Origin of the sequence: Streptomyces sp. NRRL F-5630 (genome assembly GCF_000719475.1) — a bacterium.
GTDB lineage: Bacteria > Actinomycetota > Actinomycetes > Streptomycetales > Streptomycetaceae > Streptomyces.
Map to the genome: position 1 here is coordinate 1 of NZ_JOGO01000056.1, position 18,097 is coordinate 18,097.

9 protein-coding genes are annotated in these 18,097 nt (G+C 73.5%); 8 read left to right on the forward strand and 1 reads right to left on the reverse strand.

Annotation, left to right across the window (positions count from 1 at the left end; genetic code table 11):
* The first annotated feature begins 204 nt into the window (after positions 1-204).
* The 8 genes from IF99_RS0122635 (at position 205) to galE (ending at position 15,770) form a co-directional block, all read left to right on the forward strand.
* Positions 205-2,142, forward strand: a complete 1,938-nt coding sequence (locus tag IF99_RS0122635) for a TIGR03960 family B12-binding radical SAM protein (RefSeq protein WP_030998671.1) — start codon at positions 205-207, stop codon at positions 2,140-2,142.
* Positions 2,143-2,328: 186 nt separating this feature from the next.
* On the forward strand, positions 2,329-3,159 hold the full coding sequence (locus tag IF99_RS0122640; protein WP_051703631.1) for a TIGR03936 family radical SAM-associated protein: 831 nt from the start codon (positions 2,329-2,331) through the stop codon (positions 3,157-3,159).
* 359 nt (positions 3,160-3,518) lie between these two features.
* The gene (locus IF99_RS35115; RefSeq protein ID WP_030998675.1) at positions 3,519-7,790 is read left to right on the forward strand and encodes an Rne/Rng family ribonuclease; all 4,272 of its coding nucleotides are present in this window, start codon (positions 3,519-3,521) and stop codon (positions 7,788-7,790) included.
* 493 nt (positions 7,791-8,283) lie between these two features.
* The gene (gene rplU, locus IF99_RS0122650) at positions 8,284-8,604 is read left to right on the forward strand and encodes a 50S ribosomal protein L21 (protein ID WP_008747959.1); all 321 of its coding nucleotides are present in this window, start codon (positions 8,284-8,286) and stop codon (positions 8,602-8,604) included.
* A 14-nt stretch (positions 8,605-8,618) separates the two neighbouring features.
* A complete protein-coding gene (rpmA, locus tag IF99_RS0122655; RefSeq protein WP_007827117.1) occupies positions 8,619-8,873 on the forward strand; it encodes a 50S ribosomal protein L27 in 255 nt (84 codons plus the stop codon).
* 179 nt (positions 8,874-9,052) lie between these two features.
* Entirely contained in the window at positions 9,053-10,498 is a 1,446-nt protein-coding gene (gene obgE, locus IF99_RS0122660; RefSeq protein ID WP_030998678.1) for a GTPase ObgE, read from the forward strand.
* Between the two features lie 225 nt (positions 10,499-10,723).
* Positions 10,724-14,485 (forward strand): bifunctional glycosyltransferase/CDP-glycerol:glycerophosphate glycerophosphotransferase, encoded by a 3,762-nt coding sequence (locus IF99_RS0122665; RefSeq protein WP_030998680.1) that lies wholly within the window; start codon positions 10,724-10,726, stop codon positions 14,483-14,485.
* Between the two features lie 313 nt (positions 14,486-14,798).
* Positions 14,799-15,770 (forward strand): UDP-glucose 4-epimerase GalE, encoded by a 972-nt coding sequence (galE, locus tag IF99_RS0122670; RefSeq protein WP_030998682.1) that lies wholly within the window; start codon positions 14,799-14,801, stop codon positions 15,768-15,770.
* A gap of 184 nt (positions 15,771-15,954) precedes the next feature.
* On the opposite strand, the gene IF99_RS0122675 is transcribed toward galE, so the two are convergent.
* Positions 15,955-18,090 (reverse strand): hypothetical protein, encoded by a 2,136-nt coding sequence (locus tag IF99_RS0122675; protein WP_030998684.1) that lies wholly within the window; start codon positions 18,088-18,090, stop codon positions 15,955-15,957.
* Between the last annotated feature and the right edge of the window lie 7 nt (positions 18,091-18,097).

Consider the following 18,097-nt stretch of genomic DNA (forward strand, 5'->3'; position numbering starts at 1 on the left):
GGGTTCTCCCCTAGGGGTCGTGTGGGCCCCCCGGCGGGCCCAACGGCTGGGGGTGGGCGGTGGTTCCCCGGGGGAGGGGGATCGCCGCTTCCCGGCGGAGGGGGATCGCCGTGCGGGCGGAGCGGTCGGGCCGGGGCGGTTACGCTGAGAGTTCGTGATCCTCCCCGGATCGTGCCCAGCTCCCGACGTCACAAGGTCAGCGAGATGCCCGTCGAGTCCGCACCCTCGGTCTTCCCCCAGCTCGAAGCCCTGCTTCCGCACGTGCAGAAGCCCATCCAGTACGTCGGCGGTGAGCTGAACTCCACGGTGAAGCCGTGGGAGGAGTGCGATGTGCGCTGGGCGCTCATGTACCCCGACGCGTACGAGGTCGGGCTGCCCAACCAGGGCGTCATGATCCTCTACGAGGTCCTGAACGAACGCGAGGGCGTCCTCGCCGAGCGCACCTACAGCGTGTGGCCGGACCTGGAGAAGCTCATGCGGGAGCACCAGGTCCCGCAGTTCACCGTCGACAGCCACCGCCCCGTCGGCGCCTTCGACCTCCTCGGCCTCAGCTTCTCCACCGAGCTGGGCTACACGAACATGCTCGCCGCGCTCGACCTCGCCGGCATCCCCCTGGAGGCCGCCGACCGCACCGAGGCCCACCCGCTCGTCGTCGCGGGCGGCCACGCCGCCTTCAACCCCGAGCCCGTCGCCGACTTCATCGACTGCGCCGTGATCGGCGACGGCGAGCAGGCCGTGCTGGAGATCACCGATGTCGTACGGGCCTGGAAGGCCGAGGGGATGCCCGGCGGCCGCGACGAGGTGCTGCTGCGCCTCGCCAAGACGGGCGGCGTCTACGTACCGCGCTTCTACGACGTCGAGTACCTCCCGGACGGCCGCATCGCCCGTACCGTCCCCAACCGCTCCGGCGTCCCGTGGCGTGTCTCCAAGCACACCGTCATGGACCTCGACGAGTGGCCCTACCCCAAGCAGCCGCTCGTCCCGCTCGCCGAGACCGTCCACGAGCGGATGTCCGTCGAGATCTTCCGCGGCTGCACGCGCGGCTGCCGCTTCTGCCAGGCCGGGATGATCACCCGCCCCGTGCGCGAGCGCTCCATCACCGGCATCGGCGACATGGTCGAGAAGGGCCTGCGCGCCACCGGCTTCGAGGAGGTCGGCCTGCTCTCGCTCTCCTCCGCCGACCACTCCGAGATCGGCGACGTCGCCAAGGGCCTCGCGGACCGCTACGAGGAGGAGAAGATCGGCCTCTCCCTCCCCTCGACCCGCGTCGACGCCTTCAACGTCGACCTGGCCAACGAGCTGACCCGCAACGGGCGCCGCTCCGGCCTCACCTTCGCCCCCGAGGGCGGCAGCGAGCGGATGCGCAAGGTCATCAACAAGATGGTCAGCGAGGAGGACCTGATCCGCACGGTCTCCACCGCCTACGGCAACGGCTGGCGGCAGGTGAAGCTCTACTTCATGTGCGGCCTCCCCACCGAGACCGACGAGGACGTCCTCCAGATCGCCGACATGGCGACCCGCGTCATCGCCGAGGGCCGCGCCGCCTCGGGCCGCAGCGACATCCGCGCGACCGTGTCCATCGGCGGCTTCGTGCCCAAGCCCCACACCCCCTTCCAGTGGGCCCCGCAGCTCTCGCCCGAGGACACCGACGCGCGTCTCGCGAAGCTCCGCGACAAGATCCGCGGCGACAAGAAGTACGGGCGCTCCATCGGCTTCCGCTACCACGACGGCAAGCCCGGCATCGTCGAGGGACTCCTCTCGCGCGGCGACCGCCGCGTGGGCGCCGTCATCCGCGCGGTGTACGAGGACGGCGGGCGCTTCGACGGCTGGCGCGAGTACTTCTCGTACGACCGCTGGATGGCCTGCGCCGAGAAGACCCTGCCCGCCTTCGGCGTCGACGTGGACTGGTACACGACGCGCGAGCGCACCTACGAGGAGGTCCTGCCCTGGGACCACCTCGACTCCGGCCTCGACAAGGACTGGCTGTGGGAGGACTGGCAGGACGCGCTCGACGAGACCGAGGTCGAGGACTGCCGGTGGACGCCGTGCTTCGACTGCGGGGTGTGCCCCTCGATGCAGACGGAGATCCAGATCGGGCCGACGGGGCGGAAGCTGCTGCCCCTCTCGGTGGCCGGTCAGTAGGCCGTTCCGGGCCGGGGCGGGCCTCGCGGGACCCCGCCCCGGGCCCCGGTTCCGGGGCTCCGCCGGGCCCCGCTGAGCGAACGCCGCGGCGTGCCTGATTCCGCCGGTCACCCGGCCAGGGGAACCACCGCCCGGCGCCGCACGTACTCTAGAGACAAGGACCGCACTCTCTAAGGACTGACTCCCCTGGGCAAGCGACAGCCCGAAGGCCCCCCTCCGGCGCCGGTCACGCAGCGCATCCGGCTGCGGTACACCAAGCGCGGGCGCCTCCGGTTCACCAGTCACCGCGACTTCCAGCGCGCCTTCGAGCGCGCGCTGCGCCGCGCCGAGGTACCCATGGCCTACTCCGCGGGCTTCACACCGCACCCGCGGGTCTCGTACGCCAACGCCGCACCCACCGGCACCGGCAGCGAGGCCGAGTACCTGGAGATCGCCCTCGCCGCGTCCCGCGACCCGGAACGCCTGCGCCAACTGCTCGACGAGTCGCTGCCCACCGGGCTCGACATCGTCGACGCGGTCGAGGCCCGCACCCCGCACCTCGCCGAGCGCCTCCAGGCCAGCGTGTGGGATCTGCGACTCGACCAGGTCGCCCCCGAGACCGCCGTGCTCGCCGCCGAGAAGTTCATGGCGAGCGGTACGGTCGAGGTGGAACGCCTCACCAAGAACGGCGTACGCACCTTCGACGCCCGCGCCGCCGTCGTCCGCCTCGGCCTCCCCGAACAGCGGGCCGACGAGCCGGGCGAGCGTCCTTGTGCGATACTGCGCCTGGTAGTACGGCACCTGACACCCGCCGTACGTCCTGACGACGTCCTGTCCGGCCTCCGAGCCGTGGCCGAACTGGCGCCGCCGGTCCCCGCAGCGGTGACCAGGCTGGCGCAGGGGCCGCTCGACGAGGAGTCCGGCACGGTCACCGACCCGCTCGCGCCCGACCGCGAGGCGGTACCGGCAGCCACGGCAGCCACCGTGAGCGCCGACACCGCCACCGCGACGACGCCCGCCGAGGAAGGCACCGCGTAGGGAGTGTCCCGCCCACCCCGGCGGGCCCGCAGCACCTGGCACGGCACCGCCCCAGCCCCTGGCTGGGAGGAGCCCCCCACCTGCGGCCCCCACCCCGGGAACGGCGGGAAGCCTCCTGACCGGCCGTCGCACCGCACCGCCTTGTCCCCGGAATCCACCGGGACCGGGCGGGGTACCCGACCACAAGACTTTCGCCAGGCCGCCGCACCCGCGGCCGGAACCGGCGAGACAGACACGAACAAGCTCCTGAGCGGCGCCCGCGCCCTCCGGTCCGGCGGCCACCGCGCGTCCAGCGCGAGCCGCCCGCGTCACCGGTACACGGCGCGGCGCCCGGGAGCACGACGGGAGACACCCCCGCAATGCTTGAGCCGAAGGAACCCGGCACTTCCGGGACCCACGACGACACCCCCTCCTCGCCCGGCGACACGCTGCCGCCGCGCCGCAGGCGCCGCGCCGCCTCGCGCCCCGCGGGCCCGCCCGCCGGGCAGGGCGCCACCGCGGAGAACTCCGCCGCCGAGCAGGCCGCCGCCATACCGGCGAAGGCGCAGGAGACGGAGACCACCACCCGTACGAGCGAAGCCGAGGCAGAGCCCGCCGCGCCGCGCCGCCGTCGTGCCACGCGCCGCGCTTCCGCTCCGGCCGGTGCGCCGCAGGGCGCCGCGCAGGCGGAGGAGACGCCTGGTGCGCCGGAGCCCGCCGAGGTCGCCGCGGCCGTGGCGGAGCCGGCCGAGGAGGCTGCCGAGCCCGCCGCGCCGCGCCGCCGCCGTGCCACGCGCCGCGCTTCCGCTCCGGCCGGTGCCCCGCAGGGCGCCGCGCAGGCGGAGGAGACGCCTGGCGCGCCCGAGCCCGCCGAGGTCGCCGCGGCTGTCGCGGAGCCGGCCGAGGAGGCTGCGGAGCCCGCCGCGCCGCGTCGCCGTCGTGCCACGCGCCGCGCTTCCGCTCCGGCCGGTGCCCCGCAGGCCGCCGCGCAGGCGGAGGACCAGCAGGCCCCCGCGCAGGACCAGCAGGCCACCGCGAAGGCGGAGAAGCCCGCCCGCGCCGAGAAGCCCGCCCGCGCGGAGAAGGCCGACCAGGCCGAGAAGCCCGCCCAGGGCGCCTCCGCCGAGGCCGACGAGGACGACGGCGACGTGCGCCGCCGCGCGCGGCGCAAGCCCGCCCGCAGCCGCGCCACCTTCACCGAGCCCCAGATCCAGCCCCGCCAGTCCGGCAAGGGCGGCGCGAAGGGCGAGGAACGCGGCGAGGACGGCCGCGGTGGCCGCAAGCCCGCTGTGCCCGTCTTCCGCGCCCCGGTCTTCACCGAGCCGAGCTTCCAGTTCCAGACCCTTGAGCGCGCTGCCGCCGAGGCCGCCGCCACCGGTGACGAGGAGGACAGCGCACCCGCCGCCACCTCCGCACCCGCCCCGGCCCGCGCCGAGGAAGGCGAGTCCGGACGGCGCAAGCGGCGCCGCCGCGAGGAGCGCGAGCAGTCCCGTACCGCCGAGGCCCCCGCGCCCAAGGCCGAGAAGGCCCCCCAGCCCACCCAGGACGCGGCCGAGCCCGCCGAGTCCCACGAGTCCGCCGAGGACAACGAGCGCCAGTACGGCGACGAGGGCGAGCGGCCCTCGCGCCGTCGCCGTCGCGGCGGTCGTCGCCGCAGGCGTGGCGAGAACGCCGAGCAGGACCAGCACGAGCACGAGGACCGCGAGGAGGCGGACGAGGAGGCCGAGGCCGAGGAGGCCCCGGCCGCAGCCCCCGCGCCCGCCGCGCGTCGCCAGGCCCCCGCCGAGGACACCGCCGACGAGGAGCGGGAGGAGGAGCCCGCGGGCTCCGCCGCGCGCGACGAGGACGAGGGCTCCGGTTCCTCCTCCAGCCGTCGCCGCCGTCGCCGTCGCCGCCGCGCGTCGGACGCCTCCGGCGAGGCCGAGGCGACGCCCGCGGCCGACGACCCCGAGCGCACCGTGGTCAAGATCCGCGAGCCGAAGGAACGGCGCAAGGAGAACGACCACAGCGACGAGGTGCAGTCCATCAAGGGCTCGACGCGTCTGGAGGCGAAGAAGCAGCGCCGCCGCGAGGGCCGCGAGCAGGGCCGCCGCCGGGTGCCGATCATCACCGAGGCCGAGTTCCTCGCGCGCCGCGAGGCCGTCGAGCGGGTCATGGTCGTCCGCGAGCAGGGCGAGCGCACCCAGATCGGCGTCCTGGAGGACGACGTCCTCGTCGAGCACTACGTCAACAAGGCCGAGTCGACCTCGTACGTCGGCAACGTCTACCTCGGCAAGGTGCAGAACGTGCTGCCCTCCATGGAGGCCGCGTTCATCGACATCGGCAAGGGCCGCAACGCGGTCCTCTACGCCGGTGAGGTCAACTTCGAGGCGCTCGGCTACCACGGCCCGCGCCGCATCGAGACCGCGCTCAAGTCCGGCCAGTCCGTCCTCGTGCAGGTCACGAAGGACCCGATCGGTCACAAGGGCGCCCGCCTCACGAGCCAGGTCTCGCTGCCCGGCCGCTACCTGGTCTACGTGCCCGAGGGCTCGATGACCGGCATCAGCCGCAAGCTCCCCGACACCGAGCGCGCCCGCCTGAAGACCATCCTCAAGAAGATCGTTCCCGAGGACGCCGGTGTCATCGTGCGCACGGCCGCCGAGGGCGCGAGCGAGGACGAGCTGCGGCGCGACGTCGAGCGGCTCCAGTCGCAGTGGGAGGACATCCAGAAGAAGTCGAAGACGGGCAACGCGCCGACGCTGCTCTACGGCGAGCCCGACATGACCGTCCGGGTCGTCCGCGACATCTTCAACGAGGACTTCACGAAGGTCGTCGTCAGCGGTGACCGTGCCTGGGAGACCATCCACGGCTACGTCTCGCACGTCGCCCCCGATCTCGTCGGGCGCCTGTCGCGCTGGACCTCCGAGGTCGACGTCTTCGCCACGTACCGCATCGACGAGCAGCTCGCCAAGGCGCTCGACCGCAAGGTGTGGCTGCCCTCCGGCGGCTCCCTCGTGATCGACAAGACCGAGGCGATGATCGTCGTCGACGTCAACACCGGCAAGTTCACCGGCCAGGGCGGCAACCTGGAGGAGACCGTCACCAGGAACAACCTGGAGGCGGCCGAGGAGATCGTGCGCCAGCTGCGGCTGCGCGACCTCGGCGGGATCGTCGTCATCGACTTCATCGACATGGTCCTGGAGTCCAACCGCGACCTCGTCCTGCGGCGCCTCCTGGAGTGCCTGGGCCGCGACCGCACCAAGCACCAGGTCGCCGAGGTCACCTCGCTCGGCCTCGTGCAGATGACCCGCAAGCGCGTCGGGCAGGGGCTCCTGGAGTCCTTCTCCGAGACCTGCGTCCACTGCAACGGGCGCGGCGTCATCGTCCACCTCGATCAGCCCACGACCCAGGGCGGCGGCGGCGGTGGCGGCGGCAAGCGCAAGAAGAAGGGCAAGGGCGGCGAGCACGCCGACCACGCCGGCGTCGAGCACGAGCTCACCTACGAGTACGTGAGCGCCGAGCAGGCCGAGGAGGCGAAGGCCCAGGAGGAGCCCGCCGCCGAGGTCGTCACCGGGCCCGCCGCGCTGCCCGAGCCCGTCTTCACGCCCGACGAGGACCTGTACAGCAGTGCCGAGGAGGCCGAGGCGGCCGCCGCCGGGTACGGCGGGGGCCCGGGGGGCCGGCCGCGCCCCGCCCCCCCGGGGCGGCCCGCCGCGCCCGCCGGGACGCCGCGCGGCTCGCGGGTCACCGACACGGACACGGTCGGGGCTTACGACCCCGAGGAGCTCAAGGGCGAGCAGGCCGAGGCCATCGTCGAGGTCCAGGAGCCGGCGGCCGACGCGGTCGCCGACGCCGCGGTCGTGCCGCTCGCCGACACGGTGGTCGAGCCGGTCGTCGAGCCCGAGGCCGTCGAGGTCGTGACGGCGGCGGAGCTGCCCGCCTCGGCCGTCGCGGACAGCGTCGCCACCCAGGAGGCCCCCCGGGGCCGCGGGCGGCGCCGGGCGACGCGCAAGGCGAGCGCTCCGGCAGGTTCGCCGAAGGCCGCCGAGCCGGTCGAGGTCGTCGTGCCGGTCGCGGAGGTCTCCGCGCCCGAGCCCGTCGCCGAACTGGCCGCCGAGCCCGAGCCCGCCGAGGTCGTCGCCGATGCGGCGCCCCCGGCGCGGGCCAGGCGCCGCGTCGTCCGCGAGGTGGCCGCTCCGGCGGCCTCCGCCTCGGACGAGGGCGCGGTGCTCGTGGTCCCGGCCGCGGAGGCCCCCGTCGCGGAGGCCGCCGTCGAGGAGGCGCCCGCCGAGGCGGCTCCCGTGAAGAAGACGGCGGCGCGGAAGACCGCGACGAAGAAGACGGCCGCCAAGAAGACCGCGGCGAAGACCACCGCCGCGAAGAAGGCGCCGGCCAAGAAGGCCGCCACGAAGAAGGCGGCGGCCGAAAAGGCACCGGAGGCGGCTCCGGAGGAGGGCCAGGCCCCCACCGAGGCCCCCACCGAGGCTCCCGCCGAGGAGGCGCCCGCGAAGAAGGCGGTGCGGAAGACGGCGGCGAAGAAGACGACGGCCGCCAAGAAGACGACCGCCGCCGCGAAGAAGGCTCCGGCCAAGAAGACGGCCGCCAAGAAGGCGCCCGCGAAGAAGGCGACGACGCGGAAGGCGGCGGAGTCGCCGGAGGGCGCGGAGTCCTGAGCGGAGTCCTGCGCGGACGGCTGCTGCGAGAGGCCGCCTCTGCCCCTGCCGGGGCGGGGGCGGCCGCTTCGCGTACCGGGCGCTGCGGGAGGTCCGGCCGTGGCTGTCCGTTCCGCCCGGCGGAGGAACGGGCAGCGGAACGCCTGCCCCCGGTGGGGCTGACGTGAAGCAGCGCGGGACCGGGGTGAGGTGCGGACCGGCGCGAAGGAGTGCGGAACCGGCGTGGGATACGGAGCGCTTGCCCGCGGTGGGGAGGGGCCGCCGTCGGCCCGGGGCCGGTTTGACCCTCTGTGCGGGGGACCCGTAGTCTTGGCCCTTGGCGTCTCTGGCGCCACCTTCTGAGCACCCCACCTCCGGGCGGGCGGCGTCCTCGCCGCCATGAGCCCCGGGGAGGCCGCTCATCCCTCCTTCGGTGGACCGGGGTTCTCCCCTGCCTCCGGCGGGCGGCTGGCATCAGGAGGTCCCGTTTTCGAGCACAGAGAGTGAGATCCGCGTGTACGCCATCGTGCGCAGCGGTGGTCGCCAGCACAAGGTTGCTGTCGGCGACATCGTTGAGGTTGACAAGATTTCCACTGCCAATGTGGGCGACACGGTCGAGCTCTCGACCCTGCTGCTCGTTGACGGCGAGGCCGTCACCAGCGACCCGTGGGTGCTGGCCGGTATCAAGGTCGTGGCCGAGGTCGTCGACCACCACAAGGGCCAGAAGATCGACATTCTGCGCTACAAGAACAAGACCGGCTACCGCCGTCGTCAGGGCCACCGCCAGCAGTACACGGCGGTCAAGGTCACTGAGATCCCCACGGCTGCGAAGTAAGGGACTGAGGAGACATGGCACACAAGAAGGGCGCGTCGTCCACCCGGAACGGCCGCGATTCCAATGCTCAGCGGCTCGGCGTGAAGCGCTTCGGCGGTCAGGTCGTCAACGCCGGTGAGATCATCGTCCGCCAGCGCGGCACCCACTTCCACCCGGGCGCCGGTGTCGGCCGCGGCAAGGACGACACCCTCTTCGCGCTCGACGCGGGTGCGGTCCAGTTCGGCACGAGCCGTGGCCGCAACGTCGTGAACATCGTCCCGGTCGCCTGATCCCACGGATCGGCGGCGCGTGACCTCACGCGTGGTTTTTCGCGAGGGCGGACTCCCTCCCACCGACAGCACCGGCGGGAAGTGAGTCCGCCTTTCGCGCGTTGTGCACCACTGGCGCGCGATCCCGCACCCTTGACACAACTCGTAGCACTTTTCACCCGCAGTACTGGAGGACACCCATGACCACCTTCGTGGACCGCGTCGAACTGCACGTCGCCGCGGGTAACGGAGGCCACGGCTGCGCCTCCGTGCACCGGGAGAAGTTCAAGCCGCTCGGCGGTCCGGACGGCGGCAACGGGGGGCGTGGCGGCGACGTCATCCTCGTCGTGGAGCAGTCCGTGACCACGCTCCTCGACTACCACCACAGCCCGCACCGCAAGGCCACCAACGGCAAGCCCGGTGAGGGCGGCAACCGCTCCGGCAAGGAGGGCGAGGACCTCGTCCTCCCCGTCCCGGACGGCACCGTCGTGCTCGACAAGGCAGGCAACGTCCTCGCCGACCTCGTCGGCCAGGGCACGAGCTTCGTCGCCGCGTCCGGCGGGCGCGGCGGCCTCGGCAACGCGGCGCTCTCCTCGGCCCGCCGCAAGGCGCCCGGTTTCGCGCTGCTCGGCGAGCCCGGCGACACCGGCGACCTCGTCCTGGAACTCAAGACCGTCGCGGACGTCGCGCTCGTCGGCTACCCGAGCGCGGGCAAGTCCTCGCTCATCTCGGTGCTCTCGGCCGCGCGCCCGAAGATCGCCGACTACCCCTTCACGACGCTCGTCCCCAACCTCGGAGTCGTCACGGCCGGCGAGACGGTCTTCACCGTCGCCGACGTGCCCGGGCTCATCCCCGGCGCGAGCAAGGGCAAGGGGCTCGGCCTGGAGTTCCTGCGGCACGTCGAGCGCTGCTCGGTGCTCGTGCACGTCCTCGACACCGCCACGCTCGAATCCGACCGCGACCCCGTCTCCGACCTCGACGTCATCGAGGAGGAGCTCCAGCAGTACGGGGGCCTCAACAAGCGGCCCCGCGTCGTGGTCCTCAACAAGATCGACGTGCCGGACGGCAAGGACCTCGCCGAGATGGTCCGCCCCGACCTGGAGGCGCGCGGCTACCAGGTCTTCGAGGTCTCGGCCGTCGCTCACACCGGGCTGCGCGAGCTGAGCTTCGCGCTCGGCGACCTCGTCGCCCGCTACCGCGCCTCGAAGCCGAAGGAGGAGGCGACGCGCGTCGTCATCCGCCCGAAGGCCGTCGACGACGCCGGCTTCACGGTGACGCTGGAGGACAACGGCATCTACCGCGTACGGGGCGAGAAGCCCGAGCGCTGGGTGCGGCAGACCGACTTCAACAACGACGAGGCCGTCGGCTACCTCGCGGACCGGCTCAACCGGCTCGGCGTCGAGGAAGCGCTCATGAAGGCGGGGGCGCGGACCGGCGACGGCGTCGCGATCGGTCCCGAGGACAACGCGGTCGTCTTCGACTGGGAGCCGACGATGCTCGCGGGCGCCGAGATGCTCGGCCGCCGCGGCGAGGACCACCGGCTCGACCCGATGCGCCCCGCGGTGCAGCGGCGCAGGGACCGGCAGGCGGAGCGGGACGAGGCGCAGAAGCAGTTCGACGGCTTCGACCCCTTCGGGGAGCTCTGACCACGGCCTGATCCGCGGGGCCCCGCACCTCCTCGGGGGTGCGGGGCCCCGCGCGTACCTCTCGGGCGCGGGTTGCGTGGCCGTCGCGGTCGCGGGTCCGGGGAACCGCCGCCGGTACGGTTCCCCGGCGGAAGCCACGAGACGTATCGGCCGACAGTGCGAGAGAAACACCCGGAAGGACGGCCTCTCCGCGCGAGGCGGGCGATCCGCTGCGAGCGTGGGGCCATGTCTCCCGTCCCGCCCCGCCTGAGCGTCATCGTCCCCGTCTACGACGTCGAGACCTACCTCCCCGCGTGCCTCGACTCGCTCGCCGCGCAGACCCTGCGCGAGATCGAGGTGATCGTCGTCGACGACGGCTCCCCGGACGGCTCGGCCCTCATCGCCGAGGAGTACGCCCGGCGCGACCGCCGCTTCCGCCTCGTGCGCCAGGAGAACCAGGGGCTCGGCGCGGCGCGCAACACCGGGGTCGACGCGGCGCACCCGCAGAGCGAGTTCCTCGCCTTCGTCGACAGCGACGACATGGTCCCCGCCGACGCGTACCGGCTCATGCTCGCGAGCCTCGACGAAAGCGGCTCCGACTTCGCGACCGGCAACGTCCGGCACATCGACTCCCGGCGCGTGTGGCAGTCGCCCATGCACCGCTTCCTCGGCGCGGGCGCCGAGCGGCGCACGCACGTGACGCGCAAGCAGAAGCTCCTCACCGACCGCATCGCCTGCAACAAGGTCTTCCGCAAGGACTTCTGGGCCCGGCACGGGCTGCGCTTCCCCGTCGGCGTGCTCTACGAGGACACCCCCGTCATCGTCCCCGCGCACTTCCTCGCCGAAGCCGTCGACATCGTCTCCGAGCCCGTCTACTACTGGCGGATGCGCGAGGGCGAGGCCGGCCCGTCGATCACCCAGCGCCGCACCGAGCCGAAGGCGGTACGGGACCGGGCCGCCGCCGTCACCGAGGTGAGCCGCTTCTTCGCGGGCCGCCCCGAACCCGAGGCGGCCCGCCTGCGCGCCGCCTTCGACCGCAACGTCCTCGTCAGCGACCTCTGGGCCTTCCTCAAGGTCCTCCCCGAGGGCGACGAGGAGTACCGCGCCGCCTTCGTCCGCGCCGCCAACGCCTTCCTCGACTGCGTCGACCCGCGCACGGTCCACGACCTGCCCGCCCAGGCCCGCGTCAAATGGCTCCTCGTGCGCAAGCACGAGACCGAGGCGCTCCTCGGCATCCTCGCCGAGGAACGCGCGGGCGGCCGCGGTCGTGTCCACGGCAGGCTGCGCAAGTACGTCTCCTACGACTCCGCCCCCGCCACCGGCGGACCGCTGCCCAAGCGGGTCCACCGCATCGACCCCGACCTGCACCTGCGCGCCTCGCTCAGGACGCTGTCCTGGGAGGAGGGCGGCCTGCGGCTCACCGGCCACGCCTGGATCGACCGCGTCGACCAGGCCGGGCCGCTGAGCGCCGTCAAGGCGCTCGCCCTCCTCGAGGAGGGCACCGGGCGCCGCCTCGTGCTGCCCACGCGCAACGTGCACTGCCCCGAGGCGACCGTGCTCTCCGGACGCCGGCAGCACAACTACGACTGGTCCGGCTTCAGCCACCTGCTCGACCCCGCACGGCTGCGCCCCGCCGACGGCTGGCGCGAGAGCGTGTGGCGGGTCGGCATCGTCATGGCAGGCGGCGGGCTCGTACGGCGGCGCGGGCTCGCCGCGAAGGGCCCCGACACGGCGGGCAACCCCCCGTACCAGTGGCTCGACGAGGACCACCGGCTGCTCCCGTACAGCGAGCACGGAGTGCTGCGGCTGCGCGTCGAACGGGTGCGCGCGCTCGTCACCGGGCACCGCCCGCTCGGCGAGGACGCGGTCGAGATCGCCGGTACGCTGCGCCAGCCGATGGGCGAGGGCGACCGGCTCGTCCTGCGCCTCACCAACCGCAGGACCGGCGAGAGCCAGGACCACCCCGCCGAGGTGCGGCGCGGCGCGCGGGAGACCGGCTTCACGGTACGGGTGCCGCTCGACGCCGTCGGGCTGCTCCCCGGGACCGTCGCCGCCGAGACCGGCGAGACGGCCGAGGCGGGCCAGGAACGCGAGGACGCACGCGCCGCCGCCGACGCGAGCGGGGGCGCCGCCACCGCGGACGCCGACCTGCGCCCCGTGCCCGCGCCGGAGAGCGGGCGGTCCGGCTCCCCGTCCGGCGTCCCCGCGCCCCTCGCCGCCTCGGCCCTCCTCACCGCCCGCCGGGCCTGGAGCACGAGCCTCGTCGTGATCCCCGAGAAGGGGCCGCGCCGCCACTACTCCACCGTCGTCCGCGACGGCCTCGGCGACCTCCAGATCAGGCTGCCCGCCACCCTCGCGCCCGGCGCCGAGAGCTACGAGGTCGCGCTCCTGAGCGGCAGCAACGGCTACCTCAAGATCGTCGGGCGCCCCCTCCAGGCCCGCCTCACCGAGGTGACGTGGCAGGACGACACGTACACCCTGCGCGGCAGCGCCCCGCTCGGCCTCGAAGGCGCCCGCTTCGTCGTCAAGGCGCGCGACCGCTTCGAGGAGCACATGGGGGAGGTGCGCACGCTCCCCGGCGGGCGCTTCGAGGCCCGCTTCACGCCCTCGCGCATGTCCCGCCGGCAGCGGCTCCCGCTCGCGAGCGGCCGGTGGAACTTCTTCCTGCGCGTCCCCGGGCAACCGCTCGACGTGCCCTTCACGATCGACCGCCTGTCCGTGCCCGCCTTCCCCGTGCACGGCACCGCCGACGGGCGAGACTACGAACTCCAGGCCCGCTGGCACGACTTCCCGCAGCTCAACTGCCTCTCCGAACTGCGCACGGACGAACGCGGCGTCTACCACCAGGCGCGCCTGCGCAGGGACGTCTACGAAGCGGGCCGCGCCAAACCGCTGCGCGACGCCGTCCTCTTCATCAGCTACAACGGCAAGCAGTACTCGGACAGCCCCCGCGCCGTCCACGAGGAACTGGTCCGCAGGGGCAGCGACCTCGAACAGCTCTGGCTCGTCCGCGACGACCAGGCGGCCCTGCCGCCCACCGCGCGCAAGGTGCGGCTGTGGAGCGAGGAGTGGTTCGACGCCCTCGCCCGCGCCCGCTACATCGTCACCAACGCGCACCTGCCGCACTGGATCGAGCGCCGCCCCGGACAGGTCATCGTGCAGACCTGGCACGGCACGATGCTCAAGAAGATCGGCCTCGACATCGAGGCCCCCGCCTTCAACCCCGACTACCACGAACAACTGCGCGCCGAGTCGCGGAACTGGACCTTCCTCGTCTCCGCGAACCGCTTCAGCACCCCGATCCTGCGCCGCTCCATGGGCTTCGAGGGCGAGATCCTGGAGACCGGCTACCCCCGCAACGACGTGCTCTACGCACCCGACCGGGCCGAGCGCGCCAAGGAGATCCGCGAGTCCCTCGGCGTACCGGCCGGCAAGCGCGTCATCCTGTACGCCCCCACCTGGCGCGACGACGACGCCCACAGCCAGGGCCGCTTCCGCTTCGACCTCAAGCTCGACACCGAACGCGCCCGCGCCGCACTCGGCCACGACCACGTCCTCCTGGTGCGCCGCCACTCCAACACCGTGGACGGCGTGGCGGGAGCGGGCGACGGCTTCGTTTTCGACGTCTCGGACTACCCGGACATCTCCGACCTCTACCTCGCCGCCGACGTCCTCGTCACGGACTACTCCTCCGTGATGTTCGACTACGCGCACCTGCGCCGCCCCATGGTCTTCTTCACCTACGACCTGGAGCACTACCGCGACACCCTGCGCGGCTTCTACTTCGACTTCGAGCGCAACGCCCCGGGCCCCCTCGTCCGCACGACCGACGAACTCCTGTCGGCCCTGCGCGACATCGACCGCGTCATCGCCGACTACAGCGAGCGCTACCAGCTCTTTCACGAGGAGTTCTGCGACCTCGACGACGGCCACGCGACGGAACGGCTGGTGGAACGGATGCTGGCGGAGGGGGCCTGTGCGGCGGCGGAGGCGAGGGGGAAGCAATAGGTGCGCAGGAGAAGCTGGCGGAACGCCCCTGCTGCGCGTAGGGGACAAAGAGCGCTTTCCGCAGCGCCGCGCGGGCAGACGCCTGCCGCCGCACTGTCCCCCGGGCGGGCGCGGCGGCTGGGGGCGGCCACCTTTCCCTCCGGATGCCTGGCGGCGGGTCGAGCCCGGCCCCGTCGGCGCCGAGGCGCCCCGGCCGCGCGCCCGGCATTACGCTGCGAAACGGTACGGCCGTCGCTCGGGGGCGGCAGGAACGGCGTCACCGCCGAGGACGGGAAGCCTCCTGTCCCCCGGTGACGGGAGAGAGGGAAACGGGATGACGTGGCTGGTGACGGGTGGGGCCGGGTACATCGGGGCGCATGTGGTGCGGGTGCTCGTGGGGGCGGGGGTGCCGGTCGTCGTGTTCGACGACCTGTCCACGGGGGAGGCCGCGCGGTTGCCCGAAGGGGTGCCGCTGGAGACCGGGAGCGTGCTGGACCGGGCGAGGCTCGACGTGGTGCTCCGTGCCCATCAGGTGACCGGGGTGCTGCACATCGCGGGCAAGAAGCAGGTCGGCGAGTCCGTCGAGCGACCGCTGCACTACTACCGGGAGAACGTCGAGGGGCTGCGCGTCCTGCTGGAGGCCCTGCGCGCCGCGGGCGTCGACCGGCTCGTCTTCTCCTCCTCCGCCTCCGTGTACGGGGTGCCCGAGCCCGAACTCGTCACCGAGGACACGCCGTGCCGGCCGATCTCCCCGTACGGCGAGACGAAGCTCATCGGGGAGTGGCTGCTGCGGGACGCCGCGGTCGCACACGGGCTGCGCACCATCGCCCTGCGGTACTTCAACGTCGTCGGCGCGGGGCTGCCCGAACTAGCCGACAAGGGCGCGGCTAACCTCGTACCGCTCATCTTCGAGCGCGTCGACGCGGGCCGCCCGCCGCTCGTCTTCGGCGACGACTACGACACCCCGGACGGCACCTGCGTGCGCGACTACGTGCACGTGCAGGACATCGCCGAGGCCCACCTCGCCGCCGCGCGCCGCCTCGACGACGCGCCCGAGGGGACCTCGCTGCGGCTCAACATCGGTCGCGGAGAGGGCAGTTCCGTACTGGAGATGATCGAGCGGGCGCTCAAGGCGACAGGCCGCACCGACCTCGTCCCCGAGGTCGTCCCGCGCCGTCCCGGCGACGCGGCCCGCTGCGTGGCCTCCGCCGACGCGATCCGCGCGGAGCTGGGCTGGAGCGCGCGGTACGGCCTGGACGAGATGATCGAGTCCGCCTGGCGGGGCTGGCGCCACCTCCACGACTGAGCGGACCCGGGAGGGCCGCACGGCCGCACGGCCGCACGGCCGCCCGGACCACGGGAGCCCGCGGCCCTGACCCGTACCCACGGGAGCCCCGGCCCGCACCCCCGCCGCACCAAAACGGCGGCCCACCCCCCGTACCACCAGGGAGTGGGCCGCCGTCGGTGCTCTCGGCGGGGCGGCGGGAAGCTCAGTCCGCCGTGCGCTCCAGCGAGTCCGGCTCGGCCGGGGCGAGGGCGTCCGCGGCCAGCTCGCGCTCCTCCTCGCCCTCGGCCACCGCGGCGCGCGTGGCGGCGGCGCGGTCCGCCTGGGTGGGGACGAGCGTCGACGTGCCCTCGCGGGCCAGCTGCCGTTCCTCGCGCTCCAGCGCCTTGGCCGACAGCGCCTCGATGGCCCCCGCGAAGCGCGACTGGGCGCTCGGCTCGTCGGGCCCGAGCAGATACCGCTTCAGTTCCCCGCGCGCCCGCGCGAACTCGTCCCGCGAGGCGTCCCGCGCCGCCGCGAGCAGCTCGGGGATCTGCGCCGCGTCCGGAGTGAGGATCGTCGCGGCCCGCACGGTCGGGAAGTCGGTGCGGAACTGCTTCTCGCTGACGCCCGCGGTGTTCGCCACCGCGTACGGCTTGCCGCTCGCGAGGTAGTCGGACACGACGCTGGAGACATCGCTGATGAGCAGGTCCGCCTGGTTGAAGCAGGAGTACAGCGCGGGGCGCGGACCCGTGATGATCTGGTGCGCGTCCTCGGGCAGCGAGCCCCAGTAGGCGTCCTCCCAGCGGGCGGTCGCCTCGGCCACGGCCTTGTCACGGCCGCCGGAGGGGGTGCCCTGGACGAGCATCCGCTCCATCTCGTCGGAGCCCTCGCGGTAGTCGGCCGCCGTGAGCCGGTCCAGCTCGGCCGCGAGCCGCTCCAGCTCCGCCGCGCCCTTGTCCTTCGGGTCCTTCGCCGCCGCGCGCCCGCCGTTCGCCGCGCGGATCAGCTCCTGGATGCGGTCGTTCGCCGCGCCCGCGCGCGGGTCCACGGAGCCCGTCATCGGGTGCGGCTTGTAGAGCAGCCGCACCTTCGGGTCGGCGAGCAGCCGCCGCACGATGTTCTCGCCCGCCGCGATGACCGAGGTGTTGCCCGGCTGCCCGTCCCAGCCCTCCCACGTCGGCGCGTAGAGCACGGTCGTGACGGACTTGCCCGGGGCGACCGTGTCGATGCCCTGGAGCTGTGGGCGCCCGATCTCGACGATGTCCTTGTCCTCGACGCCGACGTCCGCGAGGGCGTACCGCTCGCGCGCGGCGGGCCCCGCGACCCACACCTCGTCGTACGCCTTCGCGTACGGGTTGCAGCTGGAGAGCTTGTCGCTCTCGCCGTGGTTGACGAAGGCGTGCTTGATACCGGGCATCCGCAGCACCTGCGACGTCTTGCCCGAGTTCGACGGGTGGATGAGCGACTTCAGCGTGGACTGCTCGATGCGCATGAGGTGCGCGACCTTCGGCAGGCACAGGATCGGCAGGTCCGTCGCGGCGATCTTCTGCACCATGAACCGCTCGCGCAGGATGATGACAGGCCGCCCCGGCAGCGCGGCCAGCGGCTGCAGCCACATGTTCGCCTGGTACGCGGAGGAGGCGCCACCCGAGAAGTACATCCCGGTCGTCGGCCTGTAGGAGGCGAGCCACTCGTCGAGCCAGGCCAGGGCCCGTTCCTCGTTGAGCGCGCGGCGCCGGGGCAGCAGGTGCACGGCGAGCCGGACGATCCCGGCGCAGGAGAGGAGGAGCGAGACGCCGATCCCGGCGAGCGCCCAGACGGTCTCGTCGGTGGCGACGGTGGCGAGCAGGCCCACTGTGGCGGGGAGCCCGAAGCCCAGCAGCCGGTGCCCGGGGCGGCGCAGCAGCAGCGCGGGCGGGGCGGGGGTGAGCCGGAGACCGCTCGTGTCGATGTTCCGCGTCACGAAGGGCAGGGTGCGGGTCCTGCGGACGAGGATCGCGGCGCCCTGCGAGACGAAGTGGAGCCCGTACACGGCGAGGAGCCCCAGGAGCAGGGCGGTCCAGCCGCCCTTGTGCTCGGCCCCGGCGGTGCGGACCACGCCCACGACGAGCAGGAGGTCGCGCAGCACCTGGCGCAGCGTGGCGTCCACCCGCAACCGTCCGAGCCGCGCGAGCGTCTGCTTCAGCCAGCGGTGCAGGACGAGTTCTGTCACCAGGCCCACGGCGGCGGCGCCGACGAGCAGCCAGGGGAGCGCCAGGGCGGCCCCCACCGCCGACGCCACGAAGCTCGCGGCGAGGACGGCGGTGGGCAGCAGTCTGGCGACGGCCTGACTGCGAAGAGCGAGAGAGGTGGGGGGCACTACTCAG

What these genes read in the sequence shown, in the direction of transcription:
- IF99_RS0122635 (WP_030998671.1), top strand. Translation starts at nt 205, where the DNA reads ATGCCCGTCGAGTCCGCACCCTCGGTCTTCCCCCAGCTCGAAGCCCTG.
- IF99_RS35115 (WP_030998675.1), top strand. Translation starts at nt 3,519, where the DNA reads ATGCTTGAGCCGAAGGAACCCGGCACTTCCGGGACCCACGACGACACC.
- rpmA (WP_007827117.1), top strand. Translation starts at nt 8,619, where the DNA reads ATGGCACACAAGAAGGGCGCGTCGTCCACCCGGAACGGCCGCGATTCC.
- obgE (WP_030998678.1), top strand. Translation starts at nt 9,053, where the DNA reads ATGACCACCTTCGTGGACCGCGTCGAACTGCACGTCGCCGCGGGTAAC.
- IF99_RS0122665 (WP_030998680.1), top strand. Translation starts at nt 10,724, where the DNA reads ATGTCTCCCGTCCCGCCCCGCCTGAGCGTCATCGTCCCCGTCTACGAC.
- galE (WP_030998682.1), top strand. Translation starts at nt 14,799, where the DNA reads ATGACGTGGCTGGTGACGGGTGGGGCCGGGTACATCGGGGCGCATGTG.